This window comes from Paenibacillus sp. JT22N15, assembly GCF_059383755.1.
In genome coordinates, this window is record NZ_JBXENV010000005.1 from 430,409 (window position 1) to 450,182 (window position 19,774).

Annotated in this window: 16 protein-coding genes and 1 CRISPR repeat array; of the genes, 10 read left to right on the plus strand and 6 right to left on the minus strand. The window is 50.1% G+C overall.

Annotated elements, in window-relative coordinates:
* Positions 1-5 precede the first annotated feature (5 nt).
* Positions 6-1,259, minus strand: coding sequence for a 2-oxoglutarate dehydrogenase complex dihydrolipoyllysine-residue succinyltransferase (gene odhB, locus AC50X8_RS12755; RefSeq protein WP_473762035.1), 1,254 nt, complete (start codon positions 1,257-1,259; stop codon positions 6-8).
* A 5-nt stretch (positions 1,260-1,264) separates the two neighbouring features.
* Positions 1,265-4,138, minus strand: coding sequence for a 2-oxoglutarate dehydrogenase E1 component (locus AC50X8_RS12760; protein ID WP_494879990.1), 2,874 nt, complete (start codon positions 4,136-4,138; stop codon positions 1,265-1,267).
* A gap of 561 nt (positions 4,139-4,699) precedes the next feature.
* On the opposite strand from AC50X8_RS12760, the gene AC50X8_RS12765 reads away from it, so the two are divergent.
* The 4 genes from AC50X8_RS12765 (at position 4,700) to AC50X8_RS12780 (ending at position 8,238) form a co-directional block, all read left to right on the plus strand.
* Positions 4,700-5,410, plus strand: a complete 711-nt coding sequence (locus AC50X8_RS12765) for an S-layer homology domain-containing protein (RefSeq protein WP_056039660.1) — start codon at positions 4,700-4,702, stop codon at positions 5,408-5,410.
* Between the two features lie 287 nt (positions 5,411-5,697).
* On the plus strand, positions 5,698-6,258 hold the full coding sequence (locus AC50X8_RS12770) for an HD domain-containing protein (RefSeq protein WP_056039663.1): 561 nt from the start codon (positions 5,698-5,700) through the stop codon (positions 6,256-6,258).
* Positions 6,258-7,214, plus strand: a complete 957-nt coding sequence (locus tag AC50X8_RS12775) for a 3'-5' exoribonuclease YhaM family protein (protein WP_056039667.1) — start codon at positions 6,258-6,260, stop codon at positions 7,212-7,214. The genes AC50X8_RS12770 and AC50X8_RS12775 overlap by 1 nt, the downstream gene beginning before the upstream one ends.
* A gap of 97 nt (positions 7,215-7,311) precedes the next feature.
* Positions 7,312-8,238 (plus strand): HNH endonuclease, encoded by a 927-nt coding sequence (locus AC50X8_RS12780; protein ID WP_494864085.1) that lies wholly within the window; start codon positions 7,312-7,314, stop codon positions 8,236-8,238.
* A gap of 98 nt (positions 8,239-8,336) precedes the next feature.
* Here AC50X8_RS12780 and AC50X8_RS12785 read toward each other — a convergent pair whose 3' ends face one another.
* From AC50X8_RS12785 to AC50X8_RS12795, 3 genes are all read right to left on the minus strand, one after another.
* On the minus strand, positions 8,337-8,717 hold the full coding sequence (locus AC50X8_RS12785; RefSeq protein ID WP_494864084.1) for a DUF4190 domain-containing protein: 381 nt from the start codon (positions 8,715-8,717) through the stop codon (positions 8,337-8,339).
* Positions 8,718-8,861: 144 nt separating this feature from the next.
* The gene (locus AC50X8_RS12790; protein WP_056039671.1) at positions 8,862-9,671 is read right to left on the minus strand and encodes a WYL domain-containing protein; all 810 of its coding nucleotides are present in this window, start codon (positions 9,669-9,671) and stop codon (positions 8,862-8,864) included.
* On the minus strand, positions 9,658-10,977 hold the full coding sequence (locus tag AC50X8_RS12795; RefSeq protein WP_494879991.1) for a WYL domain-containing protein: 1,320 nt from the start codon (positions 10,975-10,977) through the stop codon (positions 9,658-9,660). Before AC50X8_RS12795 ends, AC50X8_RS12790 begins: the two co-directional genes overlap by 14 nt.
* Before the next feature lie 221 nt (positions 10,978-11,198).
* On the opposite strand from AC50X8_RS12795, the gene AC50X8_RS12800 reads away from it, so the two are divergent.
* The 3 genes from AC50X8_RS12800 (at position 11,199) to AC50X8_RS12810 (ending at position 14,385) form a co-directional block, all read left to right on the plus strand.
* A complete protein-coding gene (locus AC50X8_RS12800) occupies positions 11,199-12,653 on the plus strand; it encodes an RtcB family protein (RefSeq protein WP_494879992.1) in 1,455 nt (484 codons plus the stop codon).
* A 368-nt stretch (positions 12,654-13,021) separates the two neighbouring features.
* Positions 13,022-13,243 carry a hypothetical protein gene (locus AC50X8_RS12805; protein ID WP_494879993.1) on the plus strand — a complete coding sequence of 74 codons (222 nt, stop codon included), beginning with the start codon at positions 13,022-13,024 and terminating at the stop codon, positions 13,241-13,243.
* Positions 13,244-13,266: 23 nt separating this feature from the next.
* Positions 13,267-14,385, plus strand: a complete 1,119-nt coding sequence (locus tag AC50X8_RS12810; protein ID WP_056039679.1) for a slipin family protein — start codon at positions 13,267-13,269, stop codon at positions 14,383-14,385.
* 18 nt (positions 14,386-14,403) lie between these two features.
* Here AC50X8_RS12810 and cysK read toward each other — a convergent pair whose 3' ends face one another.
* A complete protein-coding gene (gene cysK / locus AC50X8_RS12815) occupies positions 14,404-15,342 on the minus strand; it encodes a cysteine synthase A (protein WP_056039682.1) in 939 nt (312 codons plus the stop codon).
* 395 nt (positions 15,343-15,737) lie between these two features.
* Between cysK and AC50X8_RS12820 the strand changes: the two genes are divergently transcribed.
* Genes AC50X8_RS12820 through AC50X8_RS12830 form a run of 3 tightly spaced genes read left to right on the plus strand, consistent with a single transcriptional unit; the run spans position 15,738 to position 18,585 of the window.
* The gene (locus AC50X8_RS12820) at positions 15,738-16,529 is read left to right on the plus strand and encodes a nucleotidyltransferase domain-containing protein (RefSeq protein ID WP_494879994.1); all 792 of its coding nucleotides are present in this window, start codon (positions 15,738-15,740) and stop codon (positions 16,527-16,529) included.
* A gap of 58 nt (positions 16,530-16,587) precedes the next feature.
* Positions 16,588-18,006, plus strand: a complete 1,419-nt coding sequence (locus AC50X8_RS12825; RefSeq protein WP_494880003.1) for an RtcB family protein — start codon at positions 16,588-16,590, stop codon at positions 18,004-18,006.
* A gap of 3 nt (positions 18,007-18,009) precedes the next feature.
* Positions 18,010-18,585: an RNA 2'-phosphotransferase gene (locus tag AC50X8_RS12830; RefSeq protein ID WP_056039686.1), complete on the plus strand. Its 576-nt coding sequence runs from the start codon at positions 18,010-18,012 to the stop codon at positions 18,583-18,585.
* Positions 18,586-18,812: 227 nt separating this feature from the next.
* Positions 18,813-19,654: direct repeats of the CRISPR family, unit length 33 nt; unit sequence GTCGCACTCCGTATGGAGTGCGTGGATTGAAAT.
* Positions 19,655-19,774: the final 120 nt, after the last annotated feature.

The window sequence follows — 19,774 nt, forward strand, 5'->3', positions numbered from 1 at the left end:
GCTTATTAACCTTCAAGCAGAAGCGTTTCTGGGTCTTCAAGCATGGCTTTCACTTTAACGAGGAAGCGTACCGCTTCAGCGCCGTCTACGATGCGATGATCGTAGGAAAGGGCAATGTACATCATTGGACGGTTCTCGGAGCGCTCAGCGTCGATCGCAACTGGACGAAGCTGGATTTTGTGCATGCCCAGAATACCAACTTGCGGTGCATTAATGATTGGCGTGGACAGCAGCGAGCCGAACGTGCCACCATTCGTAATTGTGAATGTACCGCCTTGCAGATCAGACAATCCGAGCGAGTTCGTACGGGCTTTGCCAGCAAGGTCAACGATCGAGCGTTCGATCTCAGCGAAGCTCAGGCGGTCTGCATCACGGACAACCGGAACAACAAGACCTTCCTTAGCTGATACGGCAATACCGATATCGTAGAACTGCTTCACAATAATATCTTCGCCTTCAATTTCAGCGTTTAGCAGCGGGAATTCTTTCAGTGCGCCAACGACAGCTTTCGTGAAGAAGGACATAAAACCAAGACCAACCTCATGCTTGTCCAAGAACGATTGTTTCCGGCGTTTACGGATGTCCATAATTGCGGTCATATCCACTTCATTGAACGTTGTCAGCATAGCTGCTGTTCTTTGAGCTTCAACCAGGCGATTCGCAATCGTTGCCCGGCGACGCGACATTTTTTTGCGCTCGTAAGGCTTAGCCGATTGGAATTTAGGTGCAGCTGGCGCTTTAGCAGCAGGAGCAGCCGGTGCTTGCGGCGCTGCCGGCTGAGTGCCGTGCGAGCGAACATCATCGGAGCTAACGCGGCTAAGCGGATCGCGGGATTGAACCTGCGTCAGGTCGATTCCTTTTTCTCTTGCAAGCTTTCTTGCAGCAGGGGAAGCGGCAACTTGACCGCCTTTGCTGTCTGCTTCTGCTACAGGAGGCGCAATAGGTGCCGCTTGCGCTGGAGCAGCCGCTTCAACAGCAGGAGCTGCTTTCGCTGGCTCAGCTGCAGGGGCGGACGGAGCCGCTCCGCCTGCTGCAATGGAGCCAATAGCTTCGCCGATTTGAACGGTATCGCCTTCGCTGCGTGTAATCTCTTGAATCGTGCCATCCTGCTCGGCGCTGATCTCGATGTTGACTTTATCTGTCTCAAGCTCCAGCAGCACATCGCCTTGCTTAACCGAATCTCCTACCTTAACAATCCACTTGGAAATCGTGCCTTCCGTAATCGATTCTCCCATTGCGGGTACTATAATTTGTTGCACAGTGGCTACCTCCCTGAGTTGTATGTCAATGACGGACTATGTTTCAATGTTTGCAAAATAATATGCTGCTGCTCAAAAGCGTGTACTTGCTGGAAGCCGCTCGCTGTGCTGGAACGCTCTGGGCGTCCAATGTAGCTTACGCTTGTACCTTCTGGCGCAATCGCACGGATGCGCGGATCGGCATAATGCCACGAGCCCATGTTTTTCGGCTCTTCTTGAACCCACACAATTTCCTTCAGTTGAGGGAAGCGGGCGATAATTTCAGCAATTTCCTTCTCAGGGAAAGGATACAACTGCTCGACACGAATAATGTGCAGCCAATCCAGGTCTTTCCCTTGCTCCTTCTCGATTGCATCTTCCAGATCGATTGCAATCTTGCCTGTGCACAAAATCAGGCGCTCTACGCGCTCCGGCTTGCTGCCGAGGCTCGGCTGCTCAACGACCAGCTTGAACGAGCCATTGCTAAGCTCGGAAGCGCTGGAAGCGACGCGCGGGTTACGAATCAAGCTCTTAGGAGCCATAATAATCAACGGACGTGCAGCTTCGCTTTCCGTAATGGAAGCTTGGCGGCGCAAAATATGATAATACTGCGCAGCGCTCGTCAAGTTGGCAACCGTCCAGTTTTCTTCGCCTGACAGCTGCAGGAAACGCTCCAGACGCGCACTGGAATGCTCAGGTCCTTGACCTTCATAGCCATGCGGCAGCAGCATAACGATGCTGGATTTTTGCGACCATTTCGAACGGCCTGCGGAAATGAACTGGTCAATAAGCACTTGCGCGACGTTGGTGAAATCGCCATATTGCGCTTCCCAAATAACCATCGTTTCCGGCGCGTGTACGTTATAGCCATATTCAAAGCCTAGAACAGCAGCTTCGGAAAGCGGGCTGTTATGGATGGCGAACGATGCTTTCGCCTGCGGCATTTGGTGCAGCGGGCAGAACGTTTCGCCTGTTTCAGCATCATGCAGCACGAGATTGCGGTGAGCAAATGTAGCGCGCTCGACATCTTGGCCGCTAAGTCTGATCGGCTTGCCGTCAGCGAGAATCGTAGCAAAGGCAAGCGTCTCCGCATGGCCCCAATCAAGCTTCTCGCCTTCGTTCAATGCATTTGTGCGGCGCTCCAAAATCTTCTGCAGCTTCGGATATACAGTGAAGCTTTCAGGGAAACGAAGCAGCTCGGTATTAATCGATTGCAAGGTTTCAATGGATACAGGGGAAACGGAAGTCGTGTTATCCTTTTCTCCTTGCAGTCCTTGTGTCTGATGAACAGGCTCTTGGCCATCACGTGCCTTCACTTCGTCATAAGCAGATTTCAGGCGGTCTACGACGCCTTGCTTAAGCTCCGCTACTTCAGCCTCTGTAATAGCGCCAGCTGCAATCAGTCTATCAGAGTAGATTTTGCTTACCGTTGCGTGAGCCCGTACTTTCTTATAGATAAGAGGTTGAGTCGTTTCCGGATCATCCGTCTCATTGTGTCCATATTTACGGTAGCCAATCAGGTCAACTAGGAAATCCTTCTTGAAAAGAGTACGGTATTCGCTGGCCATCCGCGCTGCAAAAATACAAGCTTCAGGATCATCAGCATTAACGTGCACGATTGGAATTTCATAGCCTTTAGCCACATCGCTTGCGTATTGCGTCGAACGGGAATCATGGCTTTCTGTAGTAAATCCAATGCGGTTGTTGACGATCACATGAAGCGTACCGCCGCTGGTATAGCCTCTCAGCTGAGCGATATTCAAGGTTTCCGCTACGATGCCTTCGCCAGGGAATGCTGCATCACCATGCATAACAATAGAAGCAGCTGTGTCCAGGTTCGTTACCGGATAACCAGGCTTGCTGCGATCATCCTGTGCTGCACGAGCAAAGCCGCCGACAACCGGGTTGACGAATTCAAGATGGCTCGGGTTGTTCGCAAGCGTAATGCGAGTTTCAACCGTTTCGCCAGTCTTGAACGAACGATTGGCGCCCAAGTGGTACTTCACATCGCCAGTCCAGCCGTAGTTGATGCCGATCGAGCCTTCGGACGGAATAAGCTTCTTGTTCGGCGAATTGTAGAACTCGGAGAAAATTTTGGTATATGGCTTGCCCAGTACATGCGCCAAAATATTAAGGCGCCCACGGTGTGCCATGCCCATCGCAATTTGGCTCACACCGTCATTGGACAGCTCGTGAACCAATTCATCGACTATGGCTACAAGCACGTCGTTGCCTTCAACGGAAAACCGTTTTTGACCGACGAAGGTGCGCTGCAGAAAATCTTCAAATTGCTCTGCTTCGAATAGCTTGACGAGCAGCTTCTTGCGTTCTTCCTTGTTGAGTGCGGCAGAAGGCAGCTCGCGCTCAACGCGCTTCTTGAGCCAAGCGCGCTCCGCTTCATCATGCACATGGCTGAATTCGAAAGCAAGCGTACCTGTGTAAGCTTTAAGCAGCTTCTGGATGGCTTCCCATGCATTAGCAACATCGGAAGGGGCATTCGTCCATACGAGCTCGGCAGGCAGAGCCAGCAGATCCGTCTGAGTGATGCCATACGTTTCCGGGCTTAGCATCTTCGTATTTGATTTAGGTCCGATATCGAGCGGATCAATATCAGCCGCCAAATGACCGAAAGCGCGAATGTTCCATACAAGCTTGCCGGCAGCGACCAAATTTTGAAGCGTTTTCGCATCGATTGAAGCAGCGCCCACCGTTTGAGGTGCAGCGGCAGTTTGACCTGCATAAGCAGGCGGCTCGCCAAAGCGAGCAAATAAATCGCGGTATTCAGATGTTACGGTTTCAGGGTTTTGTTTAAATAGCTCATATTGTTCTTGGATGTACCCATAGTTGGGGCCATAATAGCCTTCCCACGGGTTTGGGTTAGTTTCATTGCCAATCGACATTTTCGACAGATACCTCCGTCTTTGAATTTTGTAAGTTTATGGACGGAATCAGAACTAGCATATGACTTCATTATAGTACAGAACGACATGGAAACTTAAATAACGATTATGTATCATAACTATCTTGAAAATAGATCAATCGGTGAGCCGCTAGTCCATCTTCTCAGTCTCTCCCATTTATCGGTTATTCAAAACCGATTGTTAAGGGCTTTGAGCAAAAAATGTATGCCCTTTCAATTTATACGAAGCAGCCTGCCTAAAGTTTCAATTGTCCATTCTTAGGGGCAGCGGTAAATTTCTCTTTTGCCGGTTATCCCCTTAGCTCAGAAAAGGGTGGGACGATGTGGGTTTTTGTTAACGTATCACTATCTAATCAGAGCTTTATTTCAGATGGCGTTTAGGCGTTTTGGATGGTTTGCGCTGCTTGTGCTGCAAGCGGCGAGCTGTTTCTGAGCTAAGGGGATAATGGCTCAAAGCGAAAGGAAGAGGCTGCAACCTTTTTGAAACAGGCATCGTTTATAGGAATAGAACGCGTTCAACAACTAAAGGAGATTGATTCTAATGAAGAAACGTATCGCAACAGCATCTATTTCTGCTGCCGTAGCTCTATCGGTAGCGCTGACAGGTCAGGCTTTCGCAGCAAGTTCATTTACGGATATCGCAACCTCCCCGCAAAAGGCGCAAATTGAGACGCTTCAAGGGCTCGGAATTGTAAATGGCGTATCGCAATCGCTGTTCCAGCCGGAAGAAAACTTAACAAATGCACAAGGTATTTCGCTTATTGTAAAGACGACGCAAATTAGCCTTGCCGCCATTTCATTTAATAAAGCTCCAGAAGCAGAAGGCATTTTTAGCAATGTGAAAAATAATGCCTGGTACGCGGACAGCTTCATCATCGCGCACTACAACGAACTCGACATTCCAGCTGATATTGACCCGAATGCCCCAATGACACGCGAGCAGTTCACGCATTACCTCGTGCAGGCGCTGGAAAAGACCGGACAATACCCGCTGATCAAAATGTATGTCGTCATTTCGGACGAGAGCGACATTACGACTGAATATCAAGGCACCATTCAGCGCGCTTTGCTATACAAGCTTACTGCATTGGATGATAAAGGCGAATTCCATCCACAGCAAATTTTAAACCGTGCTGAATCCACAGCGATGCTGTACAATGCGCATCAATTTATTAAGGAACATAACGAGCAGCTTGAAGGAGAGACTGGTGACCAATCTCTAGAAGAGCAAGGGGTAAAGCCAGCACAGTAATAAACGTTTAAATGCAGCATAGAAACCTCCAACCCTACTGTAAGTAGCGGGTTCGGAGGTTTTTTTTCGTTTATGCCATGAAAACGCTGTTTTATTGACGGATTTTTTGGTTCAGGCCTAAACGCGTGCTTGTTTGCATATACAGGAAGATGCTAGACTAAAGTTGTAGGGAATTTATCTGAATAACTCCGGCTTTTCAAACATAAAAAATCAAAAGCAGCTTGCGTGAAATCACGATGCATCTATAGATAAAAGCAGGACGATCTTGAACCTGGAGGTGTACATTCATGAGCCTGATTCAAAAAGCAATTGATTATGCAGCGGTGCTGCATGGGAATCAGCTTCGCAAAGGGTCAAATATTCCTTATATTTCACATCCGTTCGGTGTGGGTATGATATTAATGGAGGCGGGTTGCCAAGCGGAGTGGGTGGCTGCGGGCATTTTGCATGATACGCTCGAAGATACGGAGGCGACGGAGGAAGCGCTGCTGGAGCTTTTTGGCCCGGAAGTGACGCGAATTGTCGTCGGCTGTACGGAGCCCGACAAATCCTTGTCTTGGGAAGAGCGCAAGCAATATAAACTGGATTATTTGAAAAAGGCGCCGCTAGACATCAAGACGGTAGCCTGCGCAGATAAGCTGCATAATATGGGCTCGACGCTTGCCGCTTATGAGCGGGAGGGCGAGAAGGTATGGGAACGCTTCAACCGCGGCAGGGAGCAGCAGGAATGGTATTACAAGGCGGTGGCGGACAGCCTTGGCCATGAAGGCAGCTTTCCGCTGCTGGACGTTTTAAATCAAAAAATTGAGGCGATGTTTGGTCAAAGGGAAAGCGGGGACAGGGCATAATGACATTGATTAACCAACTGGTGAGCGGAGACGATTTTACCGGATTTTATTTGCTTAGAGAGCTGGAAGTGAAGCAGACGAACGGGGCAACGCCGAAAGATTATTTTGACATCGTATTATGCGATGCCAGCGGCCAGCTTTCCGCTAAATATTGGGACGTATCGAGTGCGGATAAGGAAACCTTTTTCCCAATGGGATTGGTAAAAATCCAAGGCAACGCTCATACATACCGGGAGAAGCTGCAAATAAAAATTTCGCGCATGCGCAAGGTTACGGAAGAGGACGGGGTAGCGCTGACGGATTTCATCCGCTCGGCGCCGGTTCGTCCAGTCGATCTCGTGCATACGATTAAACAGGTAACGGAGAGCATTGCTGATCAGGAAATTAGAACCATCGTCACGTATTGCGTTGATAAGGTCGAGGACAGACTGATGCATTATCCGGCTGCGAAAACGCATCATCACGCTTATTTTGCCGGTCTTGCTTATCATATTGTACGGATGCTGGAAATAGGCGCTTTTATTTGCAAGCAGCGTCCATTCTTGAATGCCGATTTAATCAAGGCAGGCATTGTGCTGCATGATATTGCGAAGCCGGAGGAGATGGTTGCCCAGCTAGGGATCGTATCCGAATACAGCCTGTCTGGCAAGCTGATGGGGCATATTTCGCTCGCATCCAACTGGATTACGGAAGCGGCTATTCGCTGCGACATTGATCTGGAGTCGGAAAAGGTGCTCGGTCTGCAGCATTTGGTGCTCTCCCATCACAATTTGGGTGAATGGGGCAGCCCGGTGCAGCCTCAGACAGCAGAAGCGGTCGCGCTGCATCATATTGATGCCATGGATGCCAAGCTGCAAATGGTCGAGGATGCGCTGGACACGACGCCGGACACGGAACCGTGGACACCCTTTATTCGCGGGCTCGAAAATAAGCCTATTTATCGGATGAAGCTGTAACTCTGCTTAGAATAACAGGGAACAAACATATCTATAAAAATTTGAGGTGACAATAACGGGTACGCAGGCTCATGCTTGCCAGGCCCGTTCAATACCAATGGCAGAAATCATACAAACGCCGATTAAGCAGTGCGCGTACTGTAACGAAGACAAGCCGCTTGGCGATTTTTTGCGCCGTACCGGCCGGCGCTCGGGCCCTGACTCGCGGCGCGGCGCCTGCCGCTCCTGCAGGAAAGAACGGGCGAGCTCGCAGGCCGCGCCAGCAGCTGTTGTGGAGGCGCCAGTTGTACAAGCAGGCGCCGCGGATGAGTCTAGGCTGGAAGCGGCGGCTGCTGGCGTCCAGAAGAAGTCCCGCCGGAAGCGCGGCGGGAGAAGAAGGCGGGCGAAGGCCGCAGCGGCAGTAGCCGCCGCAGCTGAGCAAGCGGCGAAGGAAACGGGCGGCAGGGAAGCGGCGAAAGCCAGCGCAGCTGCCCCGAGAGCAGCCGCCCAGCCGCCAGGAACGGATTCAGCAGTGGCGGCAGTGGTGCAGGAAGCCGGCGCAGTTAGCAGGCCAGGCGTCGTTCGCAAGCCGGAGAAGAAGGCGCCGCGGGCGAAGACGGCTGCCCGCTCGCCGAAGCAGCGTCCTTTGCCGAAGCCGTCTAATCATTCGCCGACGGACCCTGCCTATTTGCGTCCTTCCGGGCAAGGCACGGTATGGATGAGAGGCAAAACCGACAAGGGCAGGCAGTGGTATCAGGAAATTGAACTAGAGCTGGCCGTTATACTCGTTAACGAGCATGCCGCCGTTGTCGTGAATCGCCGGACGATTCGCAGGCTATTCAGCAATAAAGATTTTCGTAAATATATTTTAACGCGGGATAATTATACTTGCTTTTTCTGCAAGCAGTATGGCGATACGATCGACCATATGCTTCCGCGCGCCAAGGGCGGCCATACGACGCCGGACAATTGTGTTTGCGCTTGCCATATGTGCAACCAGTCGAAGGCAGACAAAAACCTGGAGGATTTTATGCGGGAAGTATAGTCCCATTAACAAAAAGCGCCAACATACGAGCGGGCAGCCATGCTGCACGGTATGTTGGCGCTTATTTGTGTAGGAAAAAGTTAGACGTGGAACAGCTTCTACAAGTTCAGTGCGTTGACAAGCTGGATCGAGGCATTGTAGTAGCCTTCGTTCCAGCCATAGTTATACATGCTGTCCTCGTAGCTCATGATGCCAATTATAAAAAGTAAAAACACCAGCAAGCTGAGGAATAGGCTAATAGCTCCGCAAATGAGGCCGGCTATCGCCATGCCGCGTCCTTGCTCTCGCGTTTTTGGAATTTGGTTAAGCGAAACGATGCCCATTACGACAGCGACAATGCCTAATAGTATACCGATGAACGGGATGAAGGATGTAATGCCGCACACGAGCGCGGCAATTGCAGCACCGTTCGTCTTCTGCACTGGTGGCTGGAATGGCGCATGGTTTTGATAATTATGCCCATTGTTATAGTCGTTCAAGGATGGTTCCTCCTAAGCTTGGAAATATGATGAAATCAGGGTTTCCATTATTATACGTCTCTTTTTACCCGAAGGCTATACATTACTTGGTAAAGAGAGGGACATCTAATCCGTTTTTTGAACCAATCGAACGATTTGGAGTGCTTACTGATCTGGCGACGCTCCATATCTTGCGAGCGCAAGGGACGATGCCTCACGCATGCGGCGCTGCAAATAATCGCCTTCGGTCACTTTAATTCGCTTGCCGAGGAAGCGGATTTTTGACAAAACATATTCTGCTTCATTACTTGGAAACGTCAGCTTAATCGTATAACGGTTGAGCTGGTCATCGTAGGACACAACCTTCTCAAAGCAGGAAAAAGCGTACAAAATTCGCGACAGCTCCGCATTATACGTTTCCATAACCTGAATGACTGCACTCGTGCTGCGCTTAGTGAGCAGCGCCTCAATAGAGGCGGAAAGCTGTACATAACGCTCAGGCTCACAAGGCATATCTTGAATGGCGAGAATCGTTTGCAGCTTCGTGCTCATTAATGTCCTGTGGCGCTGGTGATACCAGAGCAAATACCATTCTTTTTTCACCATGGAATATTCCAGCTTATAGGGCACGCCGGCTTGTTGTTCGTGCTGTCTGCCGTTTTTGATCATGTAGCTCAGCTTGATTTGGTTGCGATGCATAATTGAGCGTCTAAGCTGGCGCAGCAGCGGGTGGTACACTTGCAGCTCTTTGCTGGCGGCTTTCTGAATGAGCGGACCGGCTGTTTCCATAACGCTGTCCTGCTCAAGCAGGCTTTCAAGCTTCGCGAGTGTTCCGGGCGCAAAAGCCTGCACCGCTTCAGGATGCTGCAGCATCGCCTTGAGCCAGCTTCGTTCATTCCCCGTCACCATAAAGGTGCCGGAGTCTTCAAGGCGGGACATGAGCTGATAGTTGAATATTTTCTCAAACGGATTCATAGTAACCAGCAATCTCCTTCCATTCGTCAATCATCTCATTGCGCAAACGGAGAGGCTCCAGCACCTCGCAGCTTGAACCGAAGCTGCGCAGCCAAGGCCTGATTTCGAACGTGCCGTTCACTTCGATTTCATATATGAAGGAATCTACGCCAGCCTCCTCGATAATGCGTCCCCACTGGCCTTGCAGCAACACGCGTTCCTTAATGAAGTTGTGCGGTGCCCCTACAGGGTGAAAGAAACGGGCACGCACCGTAACGGTTCTTCCCGTATCAATGAGCCAGCTTTGCGCCGTGCGCGCTTCGAGCTGTGCCAAATGCTGCTCAAATTGCTCCTGCGGCACAGCCTCGCCCTCCTCAATTTGCGTCATGCCCTCCATCCTGTATTTCACAATCACTTTGTCTGAACGAAAGCCGAGCAAATACCAGCGTCCATACTGGTGGTCATATACGACTTTAATCGGAATGGCGACCTCTTCCTTGCCCGTTGTATCGCGCTCGAACAAAGGGTTCGTGTTGCGAGAGGCATAGCTGGTTTCTTTTTTCGGTGAAAAATAAAGAAATTTCACCTTCCGGCGCTGGCGAATGGCGGCCAGCAGGCTGAATAAATGAGCTTCATCCAGCAGGCGGGAGTAAAAGTGATATTTATATAAAAAAGCGTCCAGCGTGACGTTGTCCTCCTGCGTGCGCTGCAAATGTTTTTTCAAGCTGTCGCGCAGCATGTAGCCCTGCACGGATGGAACATGCGTATTTGCCATGACGTCGGCAAAATCGTATAAATCCAGCAGCTCCTCCTCCGTCAGCTCCTGCACCAGCTCGTTTGCCAGCCTGTAGCGGTACGGGCGAGGCCCCGGTTCTTTGCGGATGACGCCGACCTCTTCCAAATATTTCAGATCGCTGCGCACCGTTTTCTCATCCGGTGGCGCCAGCTCAGCGGGCATATTGCCGCAGCAAGCGTCCATCAGCTCCATGGCGGTCATGGCACTGCCGCTTTGCAGCGTCTCCAGCAGCAGGGAAATACGCTTGCTCTCGGTTTCCTTCAGCGACTTGGCGCGGAATAGAAAGAGCAGCATAGGATCGGCGGAATCAAAATAGCTATAACGAACGGTCTCTGCAAATTCCTTGCCCTGTTCCTCAGGAAGCTGCTGGTAGACGGCGTTTACAATTTCCTTGAGCTTTTTAATCGTTTTATCAAATGTATGAATGGAGATGCCGAGTCGATCTGCGAATTGCTGCCGATTATAGGCTCCGCTTGTTAACACAAGCATGCGCAGAAACTGAATCTCTTTATCGAAACTTTCTTTAGCCAACGGTGGTCCCCTGCCTTCCAGCTTACTCTCGCTTTCTATTGTTTTATTCTATGAAGGATTAGTAGCGTTGTCAAAAAAGACCATAGGCGTGAAAAAAGTTATATTTTTCCTGGTCGTAATACTTTCGCCATGTTCGAGGGGGGATTTTTAAGGCAAAATCAGATCCATAAGAGCGGCTACGGAGCGTCAGTGACGCAGGGCAGAATGAAGGAGGAACAGCAATGGCCAACACAATGAATGACATGACAAAACAAGTACTGCAGAAGACGATTCAGCTTAAAGGAACCAATCACCGCGAGCTCAGCCTTCCAAACGGAAAGCTGCATGTATACGCAAATGATGAAGTGTTTGCATCACTTGAGCCTAATGTATATCAAATGGCTGACAACAATTTGCGCATTCCGCGCAATCAATATATGGGTTATACGCCGGATGCGCATATTGGAGTAGGAACGTGCATTGGAACGACGGCCGTCTGGAATATGAAGGATGGCTTTATCTCGCCGTCGATTGTGGGATCGGATATCGGCTGCGGCATGAGGGTGCATACAACGCCGCTGCATAAGCGCGATATTCAGGATAAAGAGGTGCGCCGCGCACTAATTAGAGCGATTGAACAATACGTGCCAACCCACGAGCGGACGAATACAAATTACGCGGATATCGATATTATGAGCGTTGTGCAGCACGGGCTAAAAGGGCTTCCGGCCCAGTATGTGCCTAATGAGCAATGGCTGACGCATGTCGAGCAAGCGGCATTCGCCTTCGACCATGCTGCGCTGGAGCATTTGCCGCCCCGTATTATGCGTAATGCCCATGGGCAGTTGGGATCGCTCGGCAACGGCAACCATTTTATTGAAATTCAATATTTGGACATCAACGACGAATACGGCGAATTGGCGGAAAAATGGGGCTTGTTCGACGGCCAGGTCGTCGTCATGATCCATTCCGGCTCGCGCTCCTGGGGCGCTGCCGTTGGCCGTGAATATAACAAGGTCATCAAAGAAGCGATGTACCAGTGGGGAATTAGCAACCCTGATCCAAATCTGGTGTATGCACCGATTGAAAGCCGCGAGGGACAAATGTATTTGAATCTCATGTATTCGGCGCTGAATTTCGCCGTCAGCAATCGCCATATGATTGCGTTTGGCGTCCAGCAAGCGTTCCGGGATGTTTTTGGCCCGGAGATGCAGCTGCCTGTGCTTTATGATCTGATGCATAATTACGCGCTCAAGGAGTTTCACCGCAAGCAGCCGATGCTCGTTCATCGGAAGGGTGCGACGCGTGCGCTGCCGCCGAACCATTTTTTAAATACGCCTGCTTATAAGGAGACGGGGCATCCTGCCCTTATTCCAGGCTCGATGGGAACGGCATCCTATATTATGGTCGGCAAGGATGAAGGGGTGAAAAACTTCTATTCCATCTGCCATGGGGCGGGGCGCGCCAGATCGAGACGGGCGACGAAGGAACTCGTCACCGTCGATCAATTTGAGCAATCGCTGCGTGTCGGGAGCGACGATGAAATTTTGGTCAACCACCGCTCATTGAAGGATATTCTCGATGAATGTCCGCAGGCTTACAAGGATGTGGATCAAATTATCGATAGTGTGGTCGGCGCTTCGCTTGCCGCTGTCGTTGCCAAATGCCAGCCGATGGCTGCCATTAAAGGCACTTAGAGACTGCGACGAAATAAAGTACCGCTAATTTCCTCGCAGCTCCTTAACTTTGCTATTTAAGATAACTTCAATAATAGATTGGGCTGCATAGCTTATGGCTTGCCATGGCATGGATTTCAGTATGATCCAGCAGTACGGGCGTACACTGTGCGCTTGTGTGCTGCAAAGCGCATGAAGCTTGGGCCCCACCAGCTTTAGAATCGGGTTCGAATCCCAACCGTTTTGATACGGAGCATTGGAGCAGCTGTAGCTACGCTATAGCACACACATCAAAACTCCCTTTCAAGGAGCAAAAAAATGAGAGACTCTTGCAGCAGGAATGCTCATGCCGGCCTTTACGGCGGCGCTGCGGCACGGCTATGCAATCGGTGGATACCGAGCAGGGAAAGCGGGTAAATTTTGCGGTTAGCAAAGCGAAGGATCGGCCTGTTGAAGTTGAACACGGCCGCTATGCTTCGCAGAGCACCGCGCAGATTGCTGCGCTTGATGATGCTCTTAAGCCTGATTCCGCTTTAACCGCAGGAAGCATTCCTGATTGTAAGAATCACAACGACTCAAATGACAAATCAATCAATCAATCTAACGTTTAACTAACCTGAATGAGGTGGCTTATATGACGACTAAATTTAAAAATCCATTGATTATACAGGATGATGAGCGCGCGCTTCTGTTCCGTAAAGGCGGATATATCAAGCTTTTGCAGCCAGGCAAATACCGGTTGTCCGCATGGCGCGAGGAAACGGCGACTGTACTGAATGTGACGAAGCGTTTTCAAGTTACGGGCAAGGATGCCGATATGTTTCTGCATGATCAGGAGCTGCTCGCCCAGCTTACTATCGTTGAGGTGCAGGATTTTGAATATGTGCTGCATTATGTAGATGGGAAATTTAATTCCTTGTTGACGGCAGGCAAGCATATTTTCTGGAATGTGCTGAAAAAGCATACGTTCGTTCATGCGGATATTCGCCAGCCTGAGATCGGCAAGGACATTAATCTCGCGATTATGTCTAAGCTTAATGGCTACTACCAGTGCGTGGAGGTCGCGAATTATGAGACAGCGGCACTGTTTTATAACAATGTGATGCAGCGGGAGCTGGCGCCGGGCAAATATTATTTCTGGAATGGCCCGACGACGGTGCTCGTCCGCAAGACGGATTTGCGCCAGCAGCAGCTTGATTTGACGGGACAGGAAATGATGACGGAGGACAAGGTAACGCTGCGGCTTAACTTCGTCTGCCAATACAAAATCACCGATCCGATTAAAGTGCTGATGATTAAATCGTTTGAAGATCAGGTGTACATTGTGCTGCAGCTGATTTTGCGGGAATATGTCGGTACGCTGCGCCTCGATGATTTGCTGAAGATGAAGCAGGAAATCGCCGCATTCGTGCTTTCCCGGCTCAATGAGAAGGGCGACGATTACGGCGTCCAGTTTCTGTCGGCAGGCGTGAAGGACATTATTTTGCCAGGCGATATTAAGGATATTATGAACACGGTGCTCATTGCGGAGAAGAAGGCGCAAGCCAATCTCATCACCCGCCGCGAGGAGACGGCTTCTACCCGCAGCCTGCTGAACACAGCGAAGCTGATGGATGAAAATACGACGCTGTACCGCCTCAAAGAGCTTGAGTTCATGGAAAAAATTTGCGAGAAAATCGGCACGATTTCGCTGTCCAGCGGCGGCAACATGCTGGAGCAGCTCAATTCGCTGCTGAGTGCAAAGCAAGAATGATAAGGTGAAGCCCTTTTACTAATCGATAGAAGGGAATAGCGATGTAGATAAATAACGCTCTCCGCTGTCTGGAAGCAAAGCGACGATGGTTTTGCCAGCATTGCTTGGCCGATTGGCAATTTGTGCTGCTGCATATGCAGCGGCGCCGGAGGAGATTCCGGCCAGCAGGCCCTCGGTTCTTGCAAGCAGTCGTGCAGTTGCAAATGCATCTTCTTTTTTAACTTTAAAAATCTCATCGACATATTGGCTGTGGAAATTGTCTGGAATAAATCCGGCTCCAAGTCCCTGAATAGCATGTCTACCCGGATTGCCTCCAGACAATACAGGCGAATCGTAGGGCTCGATCGCAATGATCTGCACAGCGGGCTTGCGTTCCTTCAAGAGCCGTCCTACACCAGATATGGTACCGCCTGTTCCTACACCAGCGATGAAAATATCAACTTCACCGTCCGTATCGCGCCAAATTTCTTCTGCGGTTGTGCTTAGGTGAATTTCCGGGTTGGCAGGATTGTTGAACTGTTGGGGGATAAAAGAATTTGGCGTCTCGGCAGCAAGCTGCTCGGCCCGTCTAATGGCGCCCGTCATGCCTTCCGCTTCCGGTGTTAAAATCAACTCGGCACCAAGCGCAAGCAGCAGCTTTCGCCGTTCAATGCTGAACGTTTCAGGAAGGGTAATGATTAGCTTATAGCCAAGAGCTGCGGCGGCAAACGCTAGCCCGATTCCGGTATTGCCGCTCGTTGGCTCGATAATGACCGAGTTTTTATGAATGAGACCTTTTTCTTCGGCATCTTTAATCATGGCAAAGCCTATACGATCCTTTACGCTTCCAGCTGGATTTAAATACTCCAGTTTTGCGATTACAGTTGCTTGCAAGTTTTGTGAATTTCTAAAATTAACAAGCTCAAGCAGCGGCGTATTTCCAATTAGTTCGGTTAAGTTTTTATGAATATTAGCCAATTTTTCTCCTCCTGCTTTGTTTAATCCTACTGTTTAACTGTGATTTAAACAGTACTAAATAATCAAATGATTTGCAATAGAACAGTATCGATCGTGAATTAGTTAAAAATGGGTTGACAATTGCTGGGTACGCGAGTAAGATGAACGAAATAACTTGAAGGGAGGCCGAAACAAATGTCCGTAAATATGATGATTATCCGACAAACCAACTTCATAGCTAACGTCCATGCGGGTCGGCCTCAGCGGAACCAACTGCTGTAAGTCGAAGGATTATAGGTCAGCTGTGCGCTGTCTATACTGACTTGCAATAGCTCTAATTACTTAAGAAGCTATGGACGATGCTCGAATGTCCGTAGCTTCTTTTTTGTTGCCAAAAAAACAAAGGAGGGCTTCGGATGAGCGATTATAAAGCTAAAATAGCAGCGGAGCTGCGCAAAATAGAAGCGGAGGAACGCGTGCGTATCGTGTATGCCTGTGAGTCAGGCAGCCGCGCATGGGGCTTCCCGTCGAAGGACAGTGATTACGATGTAAGATTTATTTATGTACGGGAGACAAATTGGTATTTATCGATTTTTGAGCAGCGCGATGTGATTGAACGCCCAATCAGCGACATGCTCGATATTAACGGCTGGGATTTGAAAAAAGCGCTGAATTTATTCCGCAAATCGAATCCGCCGCTGCTGGAATGGCTGCAGTCGCCAATCAACTATATGGAGGAGACGACGGTAGCGGAGCAAATTCGCGAGGCTGCTCCGGCGAGCTTCTCGCCGCGCTCCAGCATCTATCATTATTTGCATATGGCGAAAGGGAACTTTCGCGAGTATTTGCAGGGCGACCAAGTGAAAATTAAAAAATATTTCTACGTGCTGCGCCCGGTGCTCGCCTGCCAATGGGTTGAAGAGCGAGGCACCGTACCTCCTCTGTCATTTGAGGAGCTGGTGCATGAGCTGCTGCCGGATTCTTCGCTTAAACGCGAGGTGCTCACGCTGCTTGAACGCAAGAAAGCAGGCATCGAGCTGGATTTGGAGCCGAAAATCAGCGTAATTAACGATTTTCTCGCGAGGCGTATCGCCTATTACGAGGAAGTGGCAAAGCAAGCGCCAGCTTCGGGGCAGAAGCAGGATCAAGCACTGGATGAACTATTTCGCTCGGCACTCCGGGAAGTATGGGGACCGGGCACGGAATAGAGCGGCAGGCAAGGCGGCAGGGCGCAGCCGCAGCATAAGAAACGAGGAAATTTAATTGATGTTACACAACTATTATCAACAAGTGAAGCTGCCATCGGGGCAGGTGCATGTATATGCGGGGCCGGAGCTGTTTGCTGCGCTGGATTATAAAGTTTTTGAGCTTGCCAACAACAATTTGCAAATACCGAATCAAGTTTATATGGGCTACACGCCTGACGTTCATGTTGGCGTAGGTACGTGCATTGGAACGACTGCAGTATGGAATATGGAAGACGGCTATGTCTCGCCTTCCATTGTCGGCAGCGATATTGGCTGCGGCATGCGGGTTCATTTGACCAATTTGCACAAGGATGAATTGAAGGATGTGAAGCTTCGCCGCAAGCTGGTGAAGGCGATTGAGAAATATTTGCCGATGGAAGAGCATGGGCGGGGCCATTTTTCAGATATTCGCTTAGAGCATGTTGTGAAAAAAGGATTGCACGGCTTGCCGAAAAAATATATTCCGGATGCTTATACACCGCGCAAAGCGACTTCGCTGACGCATGTGGAAAGCAGCAATTTTTATGTGGATGGCGGCGCGCTGGGCTTATTCCCGGAACGGGTATGGCATCGCTCGCATCGCCAGCTCGGCACGCTTGGCGGGGGCAATCATTTTGCTGAAATTCAGGCGATTGAAATTCCTGAGGAAAACCGCGAAATCGCGGATGCTTGGGGCTTGAAGGACGGTCAGGTCGTCATCATGATTCATTCCGGCTCGCGCGCATGGGGTGGCTCGGTAAGCCAATATTGCAGCAGCAATATGACTAAAATGATGAAAGCCGAAGGGCTGGGCACCGCTGATCCCAAGCTGGTGTTTGCGCCGCTTGCACATCAACTGGGCAAAGATTATGTAGAGCTGATGTATTCCGCTCTGAATTATGCGGTCGTCAACCGCCATCTCATCGCTTATGCGATTCGCGAGGCGGGGAAGGATGTTTTTGGCAGCAAATTTGAAATGTCGACGCTCTATGATCTCATGCACAATTATGCATGGGAGGAAGAGCATGACGGGCATTCGTATTTCGTCCATCGCAAAGGGGCGACAAGAGCGCTCCCTGCACAGCATCCGGATAACCCTGAGCCATACAAGGAAACAGGGCATCCGGCGCTCATTCCCGGCTCGATGGGCTCCTCCTCCTACATTATGGTTGGCAAGGCGGGTGGACGCGACAATTACCACTCCATCTGCCATGGCGCTGGTCGTATCCGCTCGCGGAGTGCGAGCAAACGGCTCATTACAGTTGAAGAGTTTGCCGCATCAATGCGGGTAGGGATGGAGGACGAAATTGTTCTTAACCAGCGTTCGCTAGAGTCGATGGTCGACGAGTCGCCGCAGGCGTACAAGGATGTTGATCAAATTATTGAGAGTGTCGTTGGAGCCGGACTTGCCGAGGTTGTGGCCAAATGCAAGCCGCTGGCGACAATTAAGGGGGCTTAAGCGATGTTAACGGATAAAAGGGAAAAAAGCCTCAGCAAGATGATGACCAAAATATTGCGGCATGCGCCCGAAAAGTTCGGCATCCTGCTCGATGAAGCGGATGGCTCCTGCTTGCTTAGCGAGCTGCTGGCCGCCATTAATCGGCAGCCGGATTGGAGCAGCATGACGGAAGCGCATATCCGCTATGTTGTGGAGCGCTCCTCGAAGCAGCGCTTTGAGCTTGCAGACGGGCGCATCCGCGCCCGTTATGGGCATAGCGTGCAAAAGGTGAGCTATCCGGCTGCGGTGCCGCCGGAAGTTTTGTATCATGGCACGAATGAAGCGGTGGTGGCGGCTATTTTGCGCGAGGGCATTCAAGCGATGGGCCGCCAGTATTGCCATCTGTCGGAGGGGCTGGATTTTGCAGCCCTTGCGGGCAGCCGAAGGGGCAAACTTGTGATTTTGGCAGTGGATACGCAGCTTGCCGCGGAGCTCGGGGTTGTTTTTTATTATGCTGGCAATGAGGTGTGGCTGGCTGAGGAAATTCCGGCGGCATGCTGCCGGAAATATGATTTGCCGATTGATACGGTGAAAAATTAGGTAAAAGAATTACAATTTTCGCTGAGGTAATCGCAGCCATTTTTTGGTGCGAATGTGAAGCTCCCATGAAATCCCTAGGGGATTCGCACCTCAGAAAATGTCGATACGTGTCGAATTTGAATAACTCTCTAAAATGTCAAGGTTTTAATCATATACGCTTAGCATTATTGTTCTTGAAAAGATCGTGAATTGATGCCATGATTGGATCAATTGTATGTAATTTCGCTGTCGCACTCCGTATGGAGTGCGTGGATTGAAATCTTTAGCCCAACCAAAGGCAAGTGTTTTAGTTATGTCGCACTCCGTATGGAGTGCGTGGATTGAAATACACGGCAACTGTCAACAATCGCACGGTTACGGAAGGTCGCACTCCGTATGGAGTGCGTGGATTGAAATGAGTGCAGGGAATTGGGGGACGTGTATCTCAATGTCGCACTCCGTATGGAGTGCGTGGATTGAAATAACTATATTATTAACGTCTTGATCTGCCAGTTTTACGTCGCACTCCGTATGGAGTGCGTGGATTGAAATCAAGTTGACGCACCATAGTCCACGCCGTCATTGGCGTCGCACTCCGTATGGAGTGCGTGGATTGAAATAGGCGTGATTGATTAACTCCGATCTACCCTAATCGTCGCACTCCGTATGGAGTGCGTGGATTGAAATAGACGATGATTAATACCTTTGGGACTGCTGGTACGTCGCACTCCGTATGGAGTGCGTGGATTGAAATTTCTGAGAATTTTTTTCGTGCTAGCGCCTACTACGTCGCACTCCGTATGGAGTGCGTGGATTGAAATAAAATGAGGATAGTCCTTGAACGATGTCCAATCGGTCGCACTCCGTATGGAGTGCGTGGATTGAAATATGCTTGCGAACGTGGACAGGCTGGTCGTCGGCGTCGCACTCCGTATGGAGTGCGTGGATTGAAATTCCTTGCTAATCTCCGTGTCATGAAGATGGGCGAGTCGCACTCCGTATGGAGTGCGTGGATTGAAATCAATTACAGACGTCGAGTATCCTACATCTATACCGGGTCGCACTCCGTATGGAGTGCGTGGATTGAAATGCACTCTACTGTTGTTAGACTAAAAAGTAGACACGTAGAACCGAGAATCGGATAAAATAGACCTATCCAAATTCGAGGTGAACGAAGTGACAAAGAAACATTATGATCAAGCCTTTAAAA

Coding starts and splice junctions, on each gene's coding strand:
- AC50X8_RS12760 (WP_494879990.1), bottom strand. CDS start 4,138: ATGTCGATTGGCAATGAAACTAACCCAAACCCGTGGGAAGGCTATTAT.
- AC50X8_RS12765 (WP_056039660.1), top strand. CDS start 4,700: ATGAAGAAACGTATCGCAACAGCATCTATTTCTGCTGCCGTAGCTCTA.
- AC50X8_RS12770 (WP_056039663.1), top strand. CDS start 5,698: ATGAGCCTGATTCAAAAAGCAATTGATTATGCAGCGGTGCTGCATGGG.
- AC50X8_RS12775 (WP_056039667.1), top strand. CDS start 6,258: ATGACATTGATTAACCAACTGGTGAGCGGAGACGATTTTACCGGATTT.
- AC50X8_RS12780 (WP_494864085.1), top strand. CDS start 7,312: ATGGCAGAAATCATACAAACGCCGATTAAGCAGTGCGCGTACTGTAAC.
- AC50X8_RS12790 (WP_056039671.1), bottom strand. CDS start 9,671: ATGAATCCGTTTGAGAAAATATTCAACTATCAGCTCATGTCCCGCCTT.
- AC50X8_RS12800 (WP_494879992.1), top strand. CDS start 11,199: ATGGCCAACACAATGAATGACATGACAAAACAAGTACTGCAGAAGACG.
- AC50X8_RS12810 (WP_056039679.1), top strand. CDS start 13,267: ATGACGACTAAATTTAAAAATCCATTGATTATACAGGATGATGAGCGC.
- AC50X8_RS12820 (WP_494879994.1), top strand. CDS start 15,738: ATGAGCGATTATAAAGCTAAAATAGCAGCGGAGCTGCGCAAAATAGAA.
- AC50X8_RS12825 (WP_494880003.1), top strand. CDS start 16,588: ATGTTACACAACTATTATCAACAAGTGAAGCTGCCATCGGGGCAGGTG.
- AC50X8_RS12830 (WP_056039686.1), top strand. CDS start 18,010: ATGTTAACGGATAAAAGGGAAAAAAGCCTCAGCAAGATGATGACCAAA.